This is a genomic window from Vandammella animalimorsus, assembly GCF_002285285.1.
GTDB lineage: Bacteria > Pseudomonadota > Gammaproteobacteria > Burkholderiales > Burkholderiaceae_C > Lampropedia > Lampropedia animalimorsus.
The window spans coordinates 357,969-374,886 of record NZ_NSJF01000003.1; the positions used below are offsets into that span (position 1 = coordinate 357,969).

The 16,918-nt window shown below is 66.8% G+C and carries 13 protein-coding genes and 1 CRISPR repeat array; of the genes, 11 read left to right on the forward strand and 2 right to left on the reverse strand.

The features are described from left to right. Positions 1 to 2: 2 nt before the first annotated feature. Positions 3 to 1,646 carry a chromosomal replication initiator protein DnaA gene (dnaA, locus tag CK620_RS08120; protein WP_095549869.1) on the reverse strand — a complete coding sequence of 548 codons (1,644 nt, stop codon included), beginning with the start codon at positions 1,644 to 1,646 and terminating at the stop codon, positions 3 to 5. Positions 1,647 to 2,324: 678 nt separating this feature from the next. Here dnaA and rpmH point away from each other — a divergent pair. The 11 genes from rpmH to cas2 all read left to right on the forward strand — a co-directional run bounded on the left by rpmH (position 2,325) and on the right by cas2 (position 13,422). Next, complete coding sequence (gene rpmH, locus CK620_RS08125) at positions 2,325 to 2,462, forward strand: 50S ribosomal protein L34 (RefSeq protein ID WP_046740565.1); 138 nt, start codon at positions 2,325 to 2,327, stop codon at positions 2,460 to 2,462. A gap of 256 nt (positions 2,463 to 2,718) precedes the next feature. After that, positions 2,719 to 3,264: a hypothetical protein gene (locus CK620_RS08130; protein ID WP_238946072.1), complete on the forward strand. Its 546-nt coding sequence runs from the start codon at positions 2,719 to 2,721 to the stop codon at positions 3,262 to 3,264. Further along, positions 3,261 to 3,539, forward strand: coding sequence for a membrane protein insertion efficiency factor YidD (gene yidD, locus CK620_RS08135; protein ID WP_095549870.1), 279 nt, complete (start codon positions 3,261 to 3,263; stop codon positions 3,537 to 3,539). The genes CK620_RS08130 and yidD overlap by 4 nt, the downstream gene beginning before the upstream one ends. Continuing rightward, the gene (gene yidC / locus CK620_RS08140; RefSeq protein ID WP_095549871.1) at positions 3,536 to 5,236 is read left to right on the forward strand and encodes a membrane protein insertase YidC; all 1,701 of its coding nucleotides are present in this window, start codon (positions 3,536 to 3,538) and stop codon (positions 5,234 to 5,236) included. The genes yidD and yidC overlap by 4 nt, the downstream gene beginning before the upstream one ends. A gap of 59 nt (positions 5,237 to 5,295) precedes the next feature. Beyond that, a complete protein-coding gene (locus CK620_RS08145; RefSeq protein WP_095549872.1) occupies positions 5,296 to 7,575 on the forward strand; it encodes a CRISPR-associated endonuclease Cas3'' in 2,280 nt (759 codons plus the stop codon). Between the two features lie 306 nt (positions 7,576 to 7,881). Continuing rightward, positions 7,882 to 8,559, forward strand: a complete 678-nt coding sequence (gene cas5c, locus CK620_RS08150; protein WP_095549873.1) for a type I-C CRISPR-associated protein Cas5c — start codon at positions 7,882 to 7,884, stop codon at positions 8,557 to 8,559. Beyond that, positions 8,556 to 10,415: a type I-C CRISPR-associated protein Cas8c/Csd1 gene (gene cas8c, locus CK620_RS08155; RefSeq protein WP_095549874.1), complete on the forward strand. Its 1,860-nt coding sequence runs from the start codon at positions 8,556 to 8,558 to the stop codon at positions 10,413 to 10,415. The genes cas5c and cas8c overlap by 4 nt, the downstream gene beginning before the upstream one ends. After that, on the forward strand, positions 10,412 to 11,305 hold the full coding sequence (cas7c, locus tag CK620_RS08160; protein ID WP_095541599.1) for a type I-C CRISPR-associated protein Cas7/Csd2: 894 nt from the start codon (positions 10,412 to 10,414) through the stop codon (positions 11,303 to 11,305). The genes cas8c and cas7c overlap by 4 nt, the downstream gene beginning before the upstream one ends. A 67-nt stretch (positions 11,306 to 11,372) precedes the next feature. Continuing rightward, the gene (cas4, locus tag CK620_RS08165; RefSeq protein WP_095549875.1) at positions 11,373 to 12,038 is read left to right on the forward strand and encodes a CRISPR-associated protein Cas4; all 666 of its coding nucleotides are present in this window, start codon (positions 11,373 to 11,375) and stop codon (positions 12,036 to 12,038) included. 32 nt (positions 12,039 to 12,070) lie between these two features. Beyond that, the gene (gene cas1c, locus CK620_RS08170) at positions 12,071 to 13,108 is read left to right on the forward strand and encodes a type I-C CRISPR-associated endonuclease Cas1c (protein WP_095549876.1); all 1,038 of its coding nucleotides are present in this window, start codon (positions 12,071 to 12,073) and stop codon (positions 13,106 to 13,108) included. A gap of 23 nt (positions 13,109 to 13,131) precedes the next feature. Beyond that, positions 13,132 to 13,422, forward strand: coding sequence for a CRISPR-associated endonuclease Cas2 (gene cas2 / locus CK620_RS08175; protein ID WP_095541601.1), 291 nt, complete (start codon positions 13,132 to 13,134; stop codon positions 13,420 to 13,422). Between the two features lie 211 nt (positions 13,423 to 13,633). Further along, positions 13,634 to 15,851: direct repeats of the CRISPR family, unit length 32 nt; unit sequence GTCGCGCCCCTCGCGGGCGCGTGAGTTGAAAC. A 125-nt stretch (positions 15,852 to 15,976) separates the two neighbouring features. Here cas2 and rfbD read toward each other — a convergent pair. Further along, positions 15,977 to 16,885, reverse strand: coding sequence for a dTDP-4-dehydrorhamnose reductase (rfbD, locus tag CK620_RS08180; RefSeq protein WP_095549877.1), 909 nt, complete (start codon positions 16,883 to 16,885; stop codon positions 15,977 to 15,979). Positions 16,886 to 16,918 lie beyond the last annotated feature (33 nt).

The window sequence follows — 16,918 nt, forward strand, 5'->3', positions numbered from 1 at the left end:
GCTCAGCGCTTGAGGGTTTGCTCCAGCACGTGCAGCTGCTGGTTGAGTTCGGTTTGCTGCTGTCGCTCCAGGCGCACTTTGTTGACGGCGTGCAGCACGGTGGTGTGGTCACGGCCGAACATCTCGCCGATTTCCGGCAGGCTTTTCTGCGTCAGCTCCTTGGCCAGGTACATGGCGATCTGGCGCGGCTTGGCGATGCTGGCCGGGCGCTTCTTGCTGAGCATGTCGGTGACCTTGATCTTGTAGAAATCGGCCACGGTTTTCTGGATGTTCTCGACGCTGATCTGCCGGTTCTGGATCGAGAGCAGATCGCGCAGCGCCTCGCGTACCACGGCGATGGAAATTTCCTTGCCGCTGAAGCGCGCGTAGGCCAGCACCTTGTGCAGCGCGCCTTCGAGCTCGCGCACGTTGGAGCGCACGCTCTTGGCGATGAAGAAGGCCACGTCCTCGGACAGGGCAATGCCCTCGGCGCGGGCCTTGTTGATGAGGATGGCCACGCGCATTTCCAGCTCGGGCGGCTCGATGGCCACGGTCAGGCCCTGGTCAAAGCGCGAGACCAGACGCTCGTGGATGTCCATCAGGCCCTTGGGGTAGGTGTCGCTGGTCATGACGATGTGCGACTTTTTCGACAGCAAAGCCTCGAAGGCGTTGAAGAACTCCTCCTGGGTGCGCTCCTTGCCGGCGATGAACTGCACATCGTCGATCAACAGCAAGTCGAGCGAGTGGTAGCGCTGCTTGAGGGCGTCGAAGGTCTTGCGCTGATACGAACGCACCACGTCGGTGACGAACTGCTCGGCGTGGATGTAGAGCACCTTGGCATCGGGCCGCGCAGCCAGCATCTGGTTGCCCACGGCATGGATCAGGTGGGTCTTGCCCAGGCCCACGCCGCCGTAGATGAACAGCGGGTTGTACATCTGCCCGGGCGCATGGGCCACATGCAGCGCTGCCGCGCGCGCCATGCGGTTGGCCGAGCCTTCGATCAGGTTGTCGAACGTCAATTGCGGCTTGAGGTGCGCCGCGCGCGCGCCACCCACACCGCCTGGTGCATCCGCCACTGGGGCAGCCGCCTCCTCGTCGAATGCGGGCTGCGCCTCATCAGCCTGCGGCAGCAACTGCGCCTCCATGGCGGGCAGCTCCAGCTCTGGCTGGGCCTGGGGCATGGCCTGCTGCAGCGGCGTGGCCTGCACAGGCTGGTCTGGCCGCTGCTGACTGGCCTGGGCCTGCACATGCTGGGCCAAGCCGGCAATGCCTGCCACCGCAGGCGCACTGCGAGCGCGGTGCGGCAAAGCCGTGCCCGCGCTGGCCGCGCCACCATGCCCAGCCCGCGCCGCCAGGCCAATCTGAATGTTCAGCGGCGCGCCGCTGACCTCCTGGGCGACTGCACCAATGGTGCCCAGATAGTTCTTGCGGATGTGCTCCAGCGCCACACGGTTGGAGACTTGCAGGCGCATGCGCGCCTGTTCGGGCTGGTAGTTGGCCTGCAAACCCTTGATCCAACTGGAGAACTGCTGCGGCGGAATCTCCAGCGCCAGACGCTCCAGACAGCGCTGCCAAAAATCGGCCTGGGCTGGCTGCGTGGGGCCATCCTCCTCTTGAGGGCCTAGCTGCGTACTGGGCGGCACCTGGAACTGAGAGATTTTTTTCATTGCTTGCACCATGCCCGTCTGCCTCACCTGCCCGATTGACCCCATTTGCCCAGTGATGCCCGCGCCGTCACCGCACTTCCCGGCAGTCCTAGAAAGGGTCTGCACGAATCCAGTGCGCTGCGGCCCAGGATGCGATGCACGGCGCAAAACCGCATCGATACCAAGCGGTATCGCAAGGGTCCGCGAGCGAAGCAGACCACCCGAATCAGCAGAGGCACACAGCGCTGCGATTCGCGCAGACCTTCCCTGGGCCATCGGCGCATCATCCGAGCGAAAAGGGCCAGATTATAAGCAGCGCGCCCCTGCCGAGAGACAGTTATCCACAGGCCCAGAGCATCCCTCGGCCTGAGAGCCCGCCCTCGCCTTCCCCCCTTCCCCCCCATTTCCACACTTCCACACTTCCACACTTCCACACTTCCACACTTCCACACTTCCACACTTCCATGGCCCAGGCTTTCCAACGACCAGTTTGGAACAAAAAGCAAAGCCATGAGATAATCTGCGGTTTGCTTTGATCTGGCAGCAGGCGCTGACTGCGCACCGAGTGCCGATCGTGCGCGGTCTGCGCCCTGCCTTTTGCCCTGGCTGGAGGCATACACGGCTTGGCCCTGCGCCTGCCCGGCAGGCATTGCTGCACGGCCTTTTGGTCATCGATTTCCTCCTCAATAGGTGAGTCTCATGAAACGTACATACCAACCTTCCAAAATCCGTCGCGCCCGCACCCATGGCTTTCTGGTGCGCATGAAAACCCGCGGCGGCCGCGCCGTGATCAACGCACGCCGCGCCAAAGGCCGCAAGCGCCTGGGCCTGTCCTGAGCCTCCGCGCTGGCTAGCAGCACAGTCCATGCCAGAGGCCTCTGCCGCTGCTGGGGCCTTATGCAGTCCAGCGGCGGCGCTGGCGCACAGGCTGCGCGAAAAACAAAGGTTTGGGGCTCTGGATCGCCAGCCTCAATGCGCCTGTGCCTCGACCGCCTGGGCGCATCGCTTGGAAGGCCGCTGCATAGCGGCCCTTTGATCGTGGCTGCTGCGCATGCGTATCCGACATCTGAAAACCCGCCAACAGTTTCAGGCCATGCTGGCGCAAGCGCCCATTGCCCGAACGACGCATTTTTGTCTGCACCGTCTGCCTGTGGCTGCCCTGCCCGGCCCATTGGACGGCGCTGCGTCATTGGCGGGCGGAATCATGTCTGCTCATGTCGGCGCTTGGGTAGGGGCGCTGGTGCCCAAACGCTGGGCCAAACGAGCAGTGACGCGCAATTTGATCCGCCGCCAGGTGTATGCCGTGGCGCTGGAGCATCTGCGCGCTGCCTCTGACAGCGCCGTCGAAGGAGTTGGCATGGCTGCATCGCCTGCTCAGGTAGGCTTTGCCTGGCTGGTTCGACTTCGGGCCGGCTTTCATGCTCCAGCCAGCTCTGGACGCGGCAAAGCCAAGAAGACTGCGCCCAAGCAGCCTGCCATGGGCCAGCAGGCCCATGCGAGTGCGCCCGTGTTGCGCAGCGCCGCTTCTCCCCAATTGCGCCAGCAAGTGCGTGAGCAGTTGCAGTTGCTGTTTGCTCGCGCCGCAGCGCATGGTGTTGCCTCGGGCTCCACAGGGCTTGAGGCGAAGGCCCAACCATGATCCGCGCTGCACTGGTCGGGCTGATCAAGCTGTACCGCCTGCTGCTCAGCCCATGGCTGGGCAGCGCTTGCCGTTTCGAGCCCACCTGTTCGCTATACGCAATCACCGCCTTGCAGCGCCATGGCGCTGCGCGCGGCAGTTGGCTGACTGCCTGCCGCCTGGCGCGTTGTCACCCCTGGTGCGCAGGCGGCCATGACCCGGTGCCTGAAGCCCCGGCACAAGGGTTGTTCAGCCGCCTGATTTCTTCCTCCTCTTCGTCCAAGAAGTCCCCATGAACGATATTCGCCGCTCCATTCTGTGGGTGATCTTTGCGTTCTCGCTGATTCTGCTGTGGGATCGCTGGCAGCTGCACAATGGCCGCTCCGCATTCTTCTTCCCGCAGCCGGCCGCTACCACGGCGTCGGCGCCAGTCGCAGCCAGCGATGCCGTGCCCGACACCACCCCCGGCGCGCAGACCCCGCAAGCCAGTACAGCGCTGATCCAGACTGGGCAGCCGCCCATCGAAGCACCGTCTGCCGCGCCTGCAGCAGCGGCCGAACGCATCGAAGTCTCCACCGACGTCTTGCGCCTGAGCTTCAGCACCGAGGGCGGCTCGCTCAACCGCGTCGAGCTGCTGGACTATGAGAACGACGCCCGCGACGGCCAGGTCGTACTGCTCGATGAGAGCAACACCCGCGCCTACGTGGCGCAGACCGGCCTGATCGGCGGCGATTTTCCGAACCACAAAACCATCATGCGCCTGGCCGATGGCCCTCGCAGCCTGGCCGATGGTCAGGACAGCCTGCAGCTGCGCTTCGAGTCGCCCGTGCAAGGCGGCGTGCAGCTGGTCAAGACCTGGACGCTGCAGCGCGGCCAATACGCCATTGCCGTGCGCCACGAAGTGCTCAACCACGGTCAGGCCGCCGTGGCGCCGCAGCTGTATGAACAACTGGTGCGCGATGGCGGCACCATCGACGGCGGCGTGATGTTCACTGGCACCTACACCGGGCCGGCCATCTACACCGACGAGGAAAAATTCCAGAAAGTCGAGTTCAAGGACATCGACAAAGGCAACACCAAATTCCAGAAAACCAGCGCCAGTGGCTATGCCGCCATGGTGCAGCACTACTTTGCCGCCGCCTGGATCCCACCTGCGGGGCTGCAGCGCGAATACTTCGTGCGCAAGCCAGGCAATGGCCTGTACGCCGTTGGCGCCATCGCCCCTTTCTCCAGCATCGCCCCAGGGGCCTCGCAAACGCTGGACAGCACCTTCTACGCCGGCCCACAGATCGAGCGCGAGCTGCAGGAGATCAGCCCGGGCCTGGAGCTGGTCAAGGACTACGGCATGGTCAAGGCCCTGGCCAAGCCGCTGTACTGGCTGCTCGATCGGCTGCACGACCTGCTGGGCAACTGGGGCTGGGCCATCGTCGCGCTGGTGTTCCTGCTGAAGATTGCTTTCTACTGGCTCAACGCCCGCGCTTACGCCAGCATGGCCAAGATGAAGGCCATCAACCCGCGCATCATGCAAATGCGCGAGCGCTACAAGGACAGTCCGCAGCAAATGCAGCAGGAGATGATCCGCATCTACCGCGAGGAAAAAGTCAACCCGCTGGGCGGCTGCCTGCCGATCCTGATCCAGATGCCTTTCTTCATCGCGCTGTATTGGGTGCTGCTGTCCAGCGTGGAAATGCGCCACGCCCCATGGATCGGCTGGATTCATGACCTTTCCGCGCCCGACCCCTATTTCATCCTGCCGCTGCTGATGATGCTCTCCTCGCTGCTGCAAGTGGCGCTCAACCCGCAACCGCCGGACCCCATGCAGGCCAAGATGATGTGGATCATGCCGCTGGTGTTCAGCGTGATGTTCTTCTTCTTCCCCGCTGGCCTGGTGCTGTACTGGTTGACCAACAACATCCTGTCCATCGCCCAGCAGTGGATCATCAACACCCGCATGGGCGTACCACCGCAGTTCAACCTGCCCAAGTTCAAGTAAGCGCCCCATCAGCCGCCCTGCTCACCACAGGGCGGCTTTTTCATGCTCAAGCAGCGCATATGCCATCCAGCACGTACATCGCCCACTCCTCCCCCGATCTGGCCATCGCCGCGCACCAGCCGCTGGCCGAGCATGCGCACAACACGGGCGCGCTGGCTGCCAGCTTCGCGGCGCATTTCGGCGCGGCGCAGCTGGCGCGCGCCATAGGGCTGTTGCACGATCTGGGCAAATACTGCGCGCCCTTCCAGCAGCGCGTGCTGGGCGCGGCCATCCGCGTCAACCACTCCACCTGGGGGGCCAAGGTGGCGCTGGAGCAATACCGACAACTGGGCTGGCTGCTGGCCTACGGCATTGCCGGGCACCATGCAGGGCTGGCCAATGGCGGCCTGTCGCAAGGGGGGCAGCGCCTGTCGCTGGCCGAGCGCCTGGCCGACCCGGCCCTGCCAGCGCTGGACGCGGCCTGGCAGCGCGAGATCACGCTGCCCGCGCTGCAAGAGCTGCTGGCCGAAGCCGCGCGCAAGCTGCCGCGCGACGCGCCGCACGGCCTGGGCTTCAGCGCCGCCTTTCTGGCGCGCATGCTGTTTTCCGCCCTGGTCGATGCCGACTATCTGGACACCGAGCGTTACTACGACCAGTTCCTGCCCCCCAGCCAGCGCAAGGCCGCCGCGCGCGCCCAGCCCGCCCCCAGCCTGCAGGCGCTGCGCGCGCAGCTGGACGAGCACCTGCGCGGCTTTCAGGCCGACAGCGAAGTCAACCGCATCCGCGCGCGCATCCTGGCCTACGCGCGCCAGCAGGCCACGCTGGCGCCGGGGCTGTTTTCGCTCACCGTGCCCACCGGCGGCGGCAAGACGCTGGCCTCGCTCGCCTTCGCGCTGGATCACGCCATCGCCCACGGCCAGCGGCGCGTGATCTTCGTCATCCCGTTCACCAGCATCGTCGAGCAAAACGCCGCCGTGTTCCGCCGCGCGCTCGGCCCGCATGGCGCGCAAGCCGTGCTGGAGCACCACAGCGCCTTCACCCCGCCCGCGCCGGATGCCAGCCGGCCCGACTGGCACCAGTCGCAGGCCAAGCTGCGCCTGGCCATGGAAAACTGGGACGCGCCCATCGTCGTCACCACCGCCGTGCAGTTCTTCGAGAGCCTGTTCGCCGCGCGCACCGGCGCCTGCCGCAAGCTGCACCACATCGCCAACAGCGTCGTCGTGCTGGACGAGGCGCAAACTCTGCCGCTGCACCTGCTGCGCCCAGCCGTGGCCGCCATCGACGAGCTGGCGCGTCACTACAAAAGCAGCATCGTGCTGTGCACCGCCACCCAGCCCGCGCTGCAAGCGCCGCGCTTCAAAGGCGGCCTGCGCGACGTGCGCCCGCTGGTGCAGGAAGAGCACGCCCTGGCGCGCCAGCTCCAGCGCGTGCGCGTACGCCACATAGGAGCCCTGAGCGATGCTGCCCTGGCCGCCGAGCTGCGCGCGCGCGAGCAGGTGCTGTGCATCGTCAACAACCGCTTGCACGCGCGCGCCGTGTTCCGCGCCATTGCCGACCTGCCCGGCGCCACGCACCTGAGCACGCTGATGTGCGCGCGCCACCGCAGCCAGGTGCTGGCCCAGGCGCGCCAGCGCCTGCAAGACGGGCTGGCCTGCCGCATCGTCTCCACCAGCCTGATCGAAGCGGGCGTGGACATCTCCCTGCCCGCCGTGCTGCGCGCCGAGGCGGGCCTGGACGCCATCGTCCAGGCCGCCGGCCGCTGCAACCGCCACAAGGAGTGGCCGGTGGAGCGCAGCGAGGTGCTGGTCTTCGCCACCGACGAGGCGCAATGGCCGCCGCCGCCCGAGCTGCGCGTTTTCGCCCAGGCCGCGCAGGAAGTGCTGCGCCAGCCCCGGCACCAGGCCGACCCGCTGTCGCCCGCCGCCATTGAGGCCTATTTCGAGGCGCTGTACTGGCAAAAAGGCGAGCAGGCGCTGGACGCCCAGGACCTGCTCGGCCAACTCAGGCAAAGCCGCCTGGACAACCTGCCGTTCGAGCACATCGCCCACCAGTTCCAGATGATCCAGAGCGCGCAGCAGCCCGTCGTCATCGCCTGGGACGACACGGCGCGCCAAGCCATCGAGGCGCTGCGCCACAGCGACACCGCGGGCAGCCTGGCGCGCCAGTTGCAGCCCTACCTGGTGCAAGTGCCCCGCCAGGCATTCGCCGCGCTGCGCCAGGCCGGCGCCATCCAGCCCATCGCCCCCGAACGCTGGGGCGAGCAGTTCATGGCCCTGGTCAACATGGACATCTACAGCCCGCAGTACGGGCTGTGGTGGGATGAGCCGACGTTTGTGGATGCCGCCCAGCTCATTGTCTGACGCATCGCTCTGGCCACTATCACAGAGCTTTGGGAAGAGGCTCATCCGTAAAAACCATTGTATTTATTTGTTTCAAAAGTAACCTAGACCACATAGAATACGCAGCCATTCAGGATGCTCGGCAGGTATTGAACACGGCGTGGGTCTGTGCTGCACCATGTTCTCTACACCGCACCGATGGCTATGCCAGGGTTTGGCACGCAGACGACGTTTCGTTACAAAACCAGGCCCAACGGAAGTTGAACCGGCGGTCAGGCCGATCGCGCCAGGCATCCCTTGCTACTGCTTTGGAGGAGGTCGCACGCCATGTCTTACGGAATCCGCCTGCACGTCTGGGGTGAGCGGGCCTGCTTCACCCGGCCGGAGATGAAGGGCGAGCGCGTGTCGTACGACGTCATCACGCCTTCGGCCGCGCGCGGCATCCTCAGCGCCATCCACTGGAAGCCAGCCATCGCCTGGCGCGTGGACCGCATCCACGTGCTGCGCCCCATCCGCTTCGAATCGCTGCGCCGCAACGAAGTGGGCAGCAAGGTGCCGGCGGGCCTGGTCGGCAAGGCCATGAAGGCGGGCAGCACGGCCTCGCTGCTGCATTGCGTGGAAGAAGACCGCCAGCAGCGCGCCACCACCTTGCTGCGCGACGTGGCCTATGTCATCGAAGCGCATTTCGAACTCAGCGCCCGCGCCGGCCCGGACGACAGCGCCGGCAAGCACCTGGACATCTTCACGCGCCGCGCGCGCAAGGGCCAGTATTTCCACGCGCCCTGCCTGGGCGTGCGCGAGTTTCCGGCCTTCTTCCGCCTGCTGGAAGAAGGCGAGGCGCTGCCCGCCTCCACCCTGCCCGAGGCCGAGCGCCAGCGCGACCTGGGTTGGATGCTGCACGACATCGACTTCGACCACGGGCACACGCCGCGCTTTTTCCGCGCACGCCTGGTCGATGGCGCCATCGACGTGCCCGCCTGGCACAGCGAGGAGGTCAAGGCATGATCCTGCAAGCCCTGGTGCGGCTCTACCACCGGCTGGCCGCGCAGCCCGGCAGCGGCCTGGCGCCCTACGGTTACAGCCCCGAGAAGATCAGCTACGTGATCAAGCTGCGCCCCGATGGCAGCGTGGCCGCCGCGCAGGCGCGCATGGACACCTCGGGCAAGAAGCCCAAGCCCCAGCTCATCACCGTGCCGCAGCCGGTCAAGCGCACGGTGGGCATCCAGCCCAATGTGCTGTGGGACAAGAGCAGCTACGTGCTGGGCGTGAGCGCCAGCAGCAAGCGCGCAGACCAGGAGCACGAAGCCTTCAAGGCGCTGCACCTGCCCCTGCTGGCGCAGGCCACGGACGAGGGCCTGCTGGCGCTGCGGCGCTTTTTGCTGCAGTGGCGGCCCGAGCACTTTCAGCCGCCGCTGTTCACCGAGGAGATGAAGGACGCCAACCTGGTGTTCAGCCTCGACGGTGAAAACGCCTACCTGCACGACAGGCCGGCCGCGCAGGCGCTGCGCATGCAACTGCTGCAAGCGCAAGAGGCGGGCGGCAACGCTGGCCCCGCCCCTGGCGCCCAGGCCCGCCCGCCCGCCATGACCTGCCTGGCCACGGGCGAGCCAGCCGCCCCGGCCCGCCTGCACCCGGCCATCAAAGGCGTGCATGGCGCGCAAAGCTCTGGCGCCTCCATCGTCTCCTTCAACCAGGACGCCTTCAGCTCCTTCGGCAAGGAGCAGGGCGACAACGCCCCCGTCTCGGCGCAGGCGGCCTTTGCCTACACCACGGCGCTCAACCACCTGCTGCGCAGCGGCGCGGACAACCGCCAGCGCATCCAGATTGGCGACACCAGCGTCGTGTTCTGGGCCGAGGCGCCCGAGCCCGCCCAGGCCCAGGCCGCCGAAGACCTGCTGGCCACGCTCTTCGACCCAATCGACGACGGCAGCGAAGCCATGCGCCTGCGGGGCCTGCTGCAAGCCGTGCAAAAAGGCCGCCCGCTGAACGCCGCGCAACTGGACGCGGGCCTGCACCCCGACACGCGCATCTTCGTGCTCGGCCTGGCGCCCAATGCCTCGCGCCTGTCGGTGCGCCTGTGGCTGACCGATTCGCTGCAGCACTTTGTGGAAAAACTGGCCCAGCACGAGGCCGACCTGCGCATCGAGCCCTGCCCCTGGCAGACCGCGCCGGCCATGCGCCGCCTGGTGCTGGCCACCGTGCCCCAGCGCGAAGGGGCCATGCCCAAGGCCGACGACGCCCCCGCGCACCTGGTGGGCGAAACGCTGCGCGCCATCCTGACCGGCGGCCTCTACCCGCGCAGCCTGCTGGCCAATACCGTCATGCGCATCCGCGCCGACGGCCACCTCTGCGGCCTGCGCGCCGCCATCTGCAAGGGCGTGCTCACGCGCCAGCGCCGCCTGCTTCAACCATCATCGACAGAGGAGATCCCGGTGAGCCTTGACCCCCAATCAACCCAGCCCGCCTACCTGCTGGGGCGGCTGTTCGCCGTGCTGGAGCACGTGCAGCGCAGCGCCCTGGGCGCGCAGCTCAACGCCACCATCCGCGACCGCTACTACGGCGCGGCCTCGGCCACGCCCGCCAGCATCTTCCCCGTGCTGCTGCGCAACGCGCAGAACCACCTGTCCAAGCTGCGCAAGGAGCGCACCGGCCAGGCCATCCATCTGGAAAAGCTGATGGGCGACGTGATGGACAGCCTGCCCCAGCAATTTCCGCGCACGCTCAACATCGAGCACCAGGGGCGCTTTGCCATCGGCTACTACCACCAGAACCGCGCGCTGTTCACCAAGAACGAAGGCGCAGGCGACAAGAACACCACCGACACCGATTCCACCGCCACGCAGCAGGAGATTTTTGAATGAGCCAGCCCATCGCCCACCGTTATGAGTTCGTGTACCTGTTCGACGTGACCAACGGCAACCCCAACGGCGACCCCGACGCGGGCAACCTGCCGCGGCTGGACCCGGAAACCAGCCGCGGCCTGGTCACCGACGTCAGCCTCAAGCGCAAGATCCGCAACTACGTGGCGCTGGACAAGGACGGCGCGCCCGGCTTTGCCATCTACATGCAGGAAAAAGCCGTGCTCAACCAGCAGCACCAGAAGGCCTGGCAGGCGCTGGGCATCCCGCCCGACGCCAAGGACGCCTTCAAGAAACTGCCCAAGGATGAAGCCAAGGCGCGCGAAATCACCGCCTGGATGTGCCAGAACTTCTTCGACGTGCGCACCTTCGGCGCCGTGATGACCACCGGCGTCAACGCCGGCCAGGTGCGCGGCCCGGTGCAGCTGGCCTTTGCCAGCTCCGTCGAACCCGTGCTGCCGCTGGAGATCGCCATCACCCGCATGGCCGTCACCACCGAGAAAGAGGCCGAGGCCCAAAGCGGCGACAACCGCACCATGGGCCGCAAGCACATCCTGCCCTATGGCCTGTACCGCGCGCACGGCTTCGTCTCGGCCAAGCTGGCCGAGCGCACCGGCTTTGGCGAGGACGACCTGCAACTGCTGTGGCAGGCGCTGATGAACATGTTCGAGCACGACCGCTCCGCCGCACGCGGCGAAATGGCCGCGCGCAAGCTCATCGTCTTCAAGCACGACAGCGCCATGGGCAACGCCCCGGCGCACCTGCTGTTTGACGCCGTCCAGGTCACGCGCAAGGACGACAGCGACAACCGCCCGCCCGCGCGCAGCTTTGCCGACTACCAGGTCCACATCGGCGCCGTGCCCGATGGCGTGACGGTGGAAGAAAAGCTGTAATGCCCGCGCGCGCCGCGCGGAGCGTATGGCGTGGCGCCATCGCCCCGCCCAGCCAAGAACGCCAGGCATGAGTGCCGCCAAGCCAAGCGCTGACCAAGCTCAGGAAGAAGACCCCATCCCGCTCTCGGCCCTGCAGCACTACCTGTACTGCCCGCGCCAGTGCGCGCTGATTCACCTGGAGCAGCTGTGGTCGGAAAACGCCCTCACGGCCGAAGGCCGGCTACTGCACCAGCGCGCCGACAGCCCAGGCGCCGAACAGCGCCATGGCGTGCGCACCGTCACCGCCATGCCGTTGCGCCACACGGCCCTGGGCATTGCCGGCGTGGCCGACGTGGTCGAGTTCCACCCCCGCGCCGCCGGCCCGCCGCAGGCCCTGCCTGTCGAATACAAGCGCGGCCGGCCCAAGGCGCATCGCGCCGATGAAGTGCAACTGTGCGCGCAAGCCCTGTGTCTGGAAGACATGCTGGGTCAGCCCGTGTCCGAGGGCGCCCTGTTCTACGGCCAGACCCGCCGCCGCCGCAACGTGGTGTTCGACGCCGACCTGCGCGCCCTGACCCTGAACACCATCGCCAGCACCCGCGCCCTGCTGGCCGCCGGCCGCACCCCGCCGCCCGTGGACGATGCCAGGCGCTGCAGCACCTGCTCGCTCATTGACGATTGCCAGCCCCAATGGGCCCGCGCCGCTCGCCGCGTGGCGCCCTGGCTGCAAACCCAGCTGCAAGCGCCGGACTGAGCCCGCCGCCCGCGCCTGCACACCTTGCCCCCATGCGCCCCCTGCTCAACACCTTGTACATCACCACCGAAGGCGCCTGGCTGCGCAAGGACGGCGAAAACCTCGTCGTCGAAGTCGAAGGCCAGACGCGCGCCCGCCTGCCCGTGCACATGCTGCAAGGCCTGGTCTGCATCGGCCACGTGCTCGTCTCCCCCGCGCTCATGGGGCACTGCGCCCAGCGCGGCATCTGCATCAGTCACCTCAGCCCCAGCGGCCGGTTTCTGGCCCGCGTGGAAGGCCCCGTCTCCGGCAACGTGCTGCTGCGGCGCGCGCAATACCGCTGCAGCGACCAGAACCAGGGCGCAGCCATCGCCCGCCACATCGTCGCCGGCAAAGTCTTCAACCAACGCGCCGTGCTGGCCCGCGCGCTGCGCGACCACGCCAGCGGCATGGCGCCCGCCGCCGCCCAGGCCCTGCAACACGCCACGCTGCGCCTCAAACGCATCAGCCAGCAAGCGCGCACCTGCGCCGACACCGGCGCCCTGCGCGGCCTGGAAGGCGAAGCCGCGCAGCTGTACTTCAGCGTCTTCGACCACCTGATCCGCGTGGACGAGCCCGCGCTGCGCTTTACCGGCCGCAGCCGCCGCCCGCCGCGCGACGCCATCAACGCCCTGCTCTCGCTGCTCTACACCCTGCTCACCCACGACTGCCGCAGCGCACTTGAAACCGTGGGCCTGGATCCTGCCGTCGGCTTTCTGCACCGCGACCGCCCCGGCCGCCCCAGCCTGGCGCTGGACCTGATGGAAGAATTCCGCCCCGTGCTCGCCGACCGCCTGGCCCTTTCGCTCATCAACCGCCGGCAAATCGGCCCGCGCGACTTCCAAACACTGGACAACGGCGCCGTGCTCCTCAAAGACGACGCGCGCAAAACCGTGCTCACCGCCTGGCAGGAGCGCAAGCGCGAGCAGCTGCAACACAGCTTCACCGGCGAAAGCGCCCCCATCGGCCTGTTCCCATTCGTGCAGGCCCAGCTGCTGGCACGCCACCTGCGCGGCGATCTGGACGCCTATCCGCCCTTCATCTGGAAATAAGCCCCCGGGGCCAAACACCCGCCATGTTGATCCTGGTCAGCTACGACGTCAGCACCCGCACCCCGGAAGGCGAACGCCGCCTGCGCCGCATCGCCCGCGCCTGCCAAGACCATGGCCAGCGCGTGCAATACTCCGTCTTCGAAATCGAAGTCAGCACCGCGCAATGGGTGCCGCTGAAACACAAGCTGAGCGAGCTGATCGACCCGCAAACCGACAGCCTGCGCTTTTACTACCTGGGCCAGAACTGGAAACACAAAGTCGAGCACATCGGCGCCAAGCCCGCACTCGACCTGCAAGGCCCGCTGGTGTTCTGAACAGCACGGCCGCCCCGCCCCATCCCCGGCATCCGCGAACCCCAAGCGCCCTACGCATTGCAAGACAGGTTCGCACACAGCGCAAGGCATTGATTAGCAAAGATATTCCCGCGAGAGCCACCAAGCGGCCATGCACCCAAGCCCGCCCCAACCGTAGATTCGCGCCATCAAACTCAAAAAACGCTGTCCATCAACGCGTTATAAAGATGCTGTCGCGCCCCTCGCGGGCGCGTGAGTTGAAACCCTACAATCAAATAGGGCAAAAATGTGATAGGAAAGTCGCGCCCCTCGCGGGCGCGTGAGTTGAAACCAAAGTGTCAGAGTGATAAATCTAGGCCGGCCGGCGTCGCGCCCCTCGCGGGCGCGTGAGTTGAAACCCCGCCAGGGTCGCTCGGATGATTGACGTAGCCGTCGCGCCCCTCGCGGGCGCGTGAGTTGAAACCCGGCCCTGGGCGGACATGTGGGCGTGGCCCAGGTCGCGCCCCTCGCGGGCGCGTGAGTTGAAACAGCGCCGATGCTGCAGAGGCACTCAACCCCGACCGGTCGCGCCCCTCGCGGGCGCGTGAGTTGAAACCCTTGAAGAAATCGAACACGAACTCATAGAGCGGGTCGCGCCCCTCGCGGGCGCGTGAGTTGAAACGTATTCAGCAATATGTCGCTTGATCAGCGACAGCGTCGCGCCCCTCGCGGGCGCGTGAGTTGAAACGGTGAGGGTGTTGGGCATGGGGTGCTTCCTTTCGTCGCGCCCCTCGCGGGCGCGTGAGTTGAAACGCGGCACGAACAGCAACGCGCGAGCGCCGACGCGGTCGCGCCCCTCGCGGGCGCGTGAGTTGAAACGCTGTGTGAGGCGTCATTGCGGCAGGCCAAAGGGTCGCGCCCCTCGCGGGCGCGTGAGTTGAAACCCGCCGCTGGGCGGGCATGTGGGCGTGGCCCAGCGTCGCGCCCCTCGCGGGCGCGTGAGTTGAAACTTTGGCGTTGATGATGATCTGGATGGGCTTGAATGCGTCGCGCCCCTCGCGGGCGCGTGAGTTGAAACCCCGCGAGCGGCCCCACCACATGGGACGTGGGGTCGCGCCCCTCGCGGGCGCGTGAGTTGAAACTTTTGCCGTTGCCATTTTTGGGCTTTTCGTTGGGGTCGCGCCCCTCGCGGGCGCGTGAGTTGAAACTGGGAGTCGTTCTTGGAATCCCCTGAACCTCAATAGTCGCGCCCCTCGCGGGCGCGTGAGTTGAAACACGCCCAGGCCGCGCGGCGGCGCGCCGCGCACTGTGTCGCGCCCCTCGCGGGCGCGTGAGTTGAAACGACAAAGCGCGCCGGGAACGACCATGCGGCATGACCTAGTCGCGCCCCTCGCGGGCGCGTGAGTTGAAACCAGGTCAATACCTCGACGGAGGGAGAGGCGCCCAGTCGCGCCCCTCGGGGGCGCGTGAGTTGAAACTGCTCGGTATTATGAAAATGGGCAGTGGACTACTCGTCGCGCCCCTCGCGGGCGCGTGAGTTGAAACCTGCCGCTTGATCAGCGCGTCCAGGTCGGCTTGGTCGCGCCCCTCGCGGGCGCGTGAGTTGAAACGTCACTGTGGCGCAGCTGGTGTTGGCTCTGGGCGTCGCGCCCCTCGCGGGCGCGTGAGTTGAAACTTGATGAAGAAATCGGCGTGCTGCTCTGCCACCGTCGCGCCCCTCGCGGGCGCGTGAGTTGAAACTGGCGCGCAGACGCACCCCGTGCAGGATGCGATCGTCGCGCCCCTCGCGGGCGCGTGAGTTGAAACATGATCGAATTGATGATGTGCCCATGCTCAAAGGTCGCGCCCCTCGCGGGCGCGTGAGTTGAAACGCTCATCGCCCACCCCGGCGGGCACACCGAGCCGCTGTCGCGCCCCTCGCGGGCGCGTGAGTTGAAACTGCGGCAAGAACAGCAGCACGCGCTCCCCGGTGCGTCGCGCCCCTCGCGGGCGCGTGAGTTGAAACGTCTCACTCTCCGTGGCATGAACACTGCTTCGGGGTCGCGCCCCTCGCGGGCGCGTGAGTTGAAACAGGGCGGCAGCGCAGGCATGGGTGATTTGATCCTGTCGCGCCCCTCGCGGGCGCGTGAGTTGAAACTAAATGCCCTGACGGCTACACGAAATCCGGCAATCTCGTCGTGCCCCTCGCGGGCGCGTGAGTTGAAACAGCGCAGTGGCCAGCTCGTTGAGGGTGTCCAGCGGTCGCGCCCCTCGCGGGCGCGTGAGTTGAAACGTCGGCCAGGCGTTTGAGCTTGGCCAGGTGCTCGGGTCGCGCCCCTCGCGGGCGCGTGAGTTGAAACGCTATGGGCTGCAATTGCGCGTCCACGCATCGCGTCGCGCCCCTCGCGGGCGCGTGAGTTGAAACTCATAGACGAATGCCACAATGATATGCCAGTGCGTGTCGCGCCCCTCGCGGGCGCGTGGGTTGAATGCGTATTGCACGTTTTACAAGCAGTGAAATTGCCTTGCTTGTTGCTCTCTGGCATCACGGCAAAAAAGCGAGGCGGCGCTGGGCGGCGCGACCTTGCTGGCTGTTGTGGCGCTGGGTTGAGCGCGTTTATTGTTGCGTCCAGCCAGGCTGCAGCAGTTCGGCCACGACGCGTGCCACGCCCTGTTGCCAGGGCGGCATGGTTAGGCCGAAGGTGTGCTCGAAGTGCGTGGTGTCCAGGCGCGAGTTCAGCGGCCTGGCAGCAGGTGTGGGGTATTCGCTGCTGGGGATGGGCACCAGCTGGGCGCGGGCGGTGGCCGGGTCGATGCGGCGCGCCTGTTCGAAGATGTATTGCGCGTAGTCGAACCAGCTGGTGGCGCCGCTGGCCGTGAGGTGGTAGATGCCGCCAAAGGCCGGGCTGCCCTGCATGGCTTGCAGCAGGGCCTGCGCGGTGGCGTCGGCCAGCAGTTCGGCGCCGGTGGGCGCACCGATCTGGTCGGCCACGATGCGCAGTTCCGGGCGCTGGGCGCCCAGGCGCAGCATGGTTTTGAGGAAGTTGTTGCCGTGCGCGCCATAGACCCAGCTGGTGCGCAGGATGAGGTGTTTGGCGCCGCTTTGGGCAATGGCCTGTTCGCCGGCGAGCTTGCTCTGGCCGTAGACGGACAGCGGGGCTGGGGCATCGTTCTCGCGCCAGGGGGTGTGGCCGCTGCCGTCAAAGACGTAGTCCGTGCTGTAGTGCACCAGCCAGGCGTCGAGGGCGCTGGCCTCTTGGGCGAGCACCTGCGGCGCCACGGTGTTGATGGCGTGGGCTTGCTCAGCTTCGCTTTGCGCCCGATCGACGGCGGTGTAGGCCGCGGCGTTGACGATGGCCTGTGGCGCGATGCGGCGAATGGCCTCGCGCAGCGCCTCGGGCTGGGTCAGGTCGCCGCCCTGCTGGGCATCGCTGCGCTCGGGCGCGATGACCTCACCAAGCACGGCCAGGCTGCGCTGCAGCTCCCAGCCGACCTGGCCGTTTTTTCCCAATAGCAAGATTTTCATGGTTGGATGCCCTCCTGTACGTGGCCCGGCAAG

Bases quoted from the DNA above. Each gene is read 5' to 3' on its own strand.
- dnaA (WP_095549869.1), bottom strand. From the start codon at position 1,646: ATGAAAAAAATCTCTCAGTTCCAGGTGCCGCCCAGTACGCAGCTAGGC.
- rpmH (WP_046740565.1), top strand. From the start codon at position 2,325: ATGAAACGTACATACCAACCTTCCAAAATCCGTCGCGCCCGCACCCAT.
- CK620_RS08130 (WP_238946072.1), top strand. From the start codon at position 2,719: ATGCTGGCGCAAGCGCCCATTGCCCGAACGACGCATTTTTGTCTGCAC.
- yidD (WP_095549870.1), top strand. From the start codon at position 3,261: ATGATCCGCGCTGCACTGGTCGGGCTGATCAAGCTGTACCGCCTGCTG.
- yidC (WP_095549871.1), top strand. From the start codon at position 3,536: ATGAACGATATTCGCCGCTCCATTCTGTGGGTGATCTTTGCGTTCTCG.
- CK620_RS08145 (WP_095549872.1), top strand. From the start codon at position 5,296: ATGCCATCCAGCACGTACATCGCCCACTCCTCCCCCGATCTGGCCATC.
- cas5c (WP_095549873.1), top strand. From the start codon at position 7,882: ATGTCTTACGGAATCCGCCTGCACGTCTGGGGTGAGCGGGCCTGCTTC.
- cas8c (WP_095549874.1), top strand. From the start codon at position 8,556: ATGATCCTGCAAGCCCTGGTGCGGCTCTACCACCGGCTGGCCGCGCAG.
- cas7c (WP_095541599.1), top strand. From the start codon at position 10,412: ATGAGCCAGCCCATCGCCCACCGTTATGAGTTCGTGTACCTGTTCGAC.
- cas4 (WP_095549875.1), top strand. From the start codon at position 11,373: ATGAGTGCCGCCAAGCCAAGCGCTGACCAAGCTCAGGAAGAAGACCCC.
- cas1c (WP_095549876.1), top strand. From the start codon at position 12,071: ATGCGCCCCCTGCTCAACACCTTGTACATCACCACCGAAGGCGCCTGG.
- cas2 (WP_095541601.1), top strand. From the start codon at position 13,132: ATGTTGATCCTGGTCAGCTACGACGTCAGCACCCGCACCCCGGAAGGC.
- rfbD (WP_095549877.1), bottom strand. From the start codon at position 16,885: ATGAAAATCTTGCTATTGGGAAAAAACGGCCAGGTCGGCTGGGAGCTG.